The organism is Streptomyces sp. NRRL S-495 (assembly GCF_000966955.1).
Lineage (GTDB): Bacteria > Actinomycetota > Actinomycetes > Streptomycetales > Streptomycetaceae > Kitasatospora > Kitasatospora purpeofusca.
The window spans coordinates 1-1277 of the sequence record NZ_JZWY01000938.1 but is presented as its reverse complement, the minus strand read 5'-3'; the positions used below and the strand labels follow the sequence as shown (position 1 = coordinate 1277).

Below are 1277 nucleotides of genomic sequence, written 5' to 3'. Positions count from 1 at the left end.
ACCCCCGCGCCCGCCGGGGGATCCCGGCCCGCTGATCGGGAACCCCGGACGAGGCTGCGCCGGGCCGTCCGTGCACACTACGGTGAGCCGGACGACTCGGGGTGGGGGAGCGGATGCGGCAGGGCACGATGATCAACGACCGGTACCGGATGGACCGTTGCGTCGGTACCGGTGGGATGGGGGCGGTCTGGAGGGCCCAGGACACCCGGCTGCAACGGGACGTCGCGGTCAAGGTCCTGCTGCCCCAGGTCGACGGCGCGGAGGACCACGGGGCTCAGACCCGCTTCGAGCGGGAGGCCCGGATCACCGCGCGGCTCCAGCACCCGAACATCATCGGCGTGCACGACTACGGCATTCACCGGGAGGCCGGTCTGGCGACGCCCTATGTGGTGATGAGCCTGCTCACCGGCCGGTCCGTCGCCGACGCCCTGCGCTCGGGTGAGCGGCTCGACCCCGCCCGGGCGGTGGAGTGGGGCGTGCAGATCTGCAACGCGCTGGCCGCCGCCCACGCGGTGGACGTCGCGCACCGGGACATCAAGCCCGGGAACCTCTTCCTGACCCGGCACGCGGACGGCACGGAAGCCGTCGTCGTCCTCGACTTCGGTATCGCCGCCTACCTGATGGCCGGCCACACCCGGCTCACCCCCGCCGGCAGCGGCATCGGCACCCCGGCCTACATGGCCCCGGAGCAGGCCAGGGGCCTGCGGGTCGACGGCCGCGCCGACCTCTACTCCCTCGGCTGCGTGCTGTACGAACTCCTCACCGGCACACCGCCCTTCGGCTTCCGCGGTAGCCCGTACGCCGAGGTGGAAGCCCACCTGAACGAGCAGCCCGTGCCACCGCGGCACCACCGGCCCGACCTGCCCGGTGGCCTCGACCGCGTCGTCCTGCAGCTCCTGGCCAAGGACCCGGCGGACCGCCCCGGCTCGGCCCTGGCCGTGGCCGAGGCGCTGCGAGCCGCCGTCGCCGCACCGACCGTCGTCGTCGCCACACCGACCGCTGTGGTCGCCGCACCGACCGTCGTGGTCGCGACGCCTCCGCCTCCGCCCCTGCCTCCGGCCACGGCCGTCCGGCTGCCTACCGTCGCCGAGCTGACGACGGCCCACGAGCTGGCCGGCTCCCTCAGCCGGGAGGGACGCCACAACGAGGCGGCGGCCGTACTGGCGCAGGTGGCCGACGGCCGGGCCCGGCTGCTGGGCGCCGCCCACCCGGACACGCTCAGGGCGCGCAACAACCAGGCCTACAACCTGGGCGAGGCCGGGCAGTACCGGGAGGCG

Annotated in this window: 1 protein-coding gene; it reads left to right on the top strand. The window is 74.8% G+C overall.

The window, feature by feature from the left end:
• Window positions 1-113: 113 nt before the first annotated feature.
• On the top strand, window positions 114-1277 hold a 1164-nt coding region (locus VR45_RS36685), incomplete at its 3' end, for a serine/threonine-protein kinase (RefSeq protein WP_159394491.1).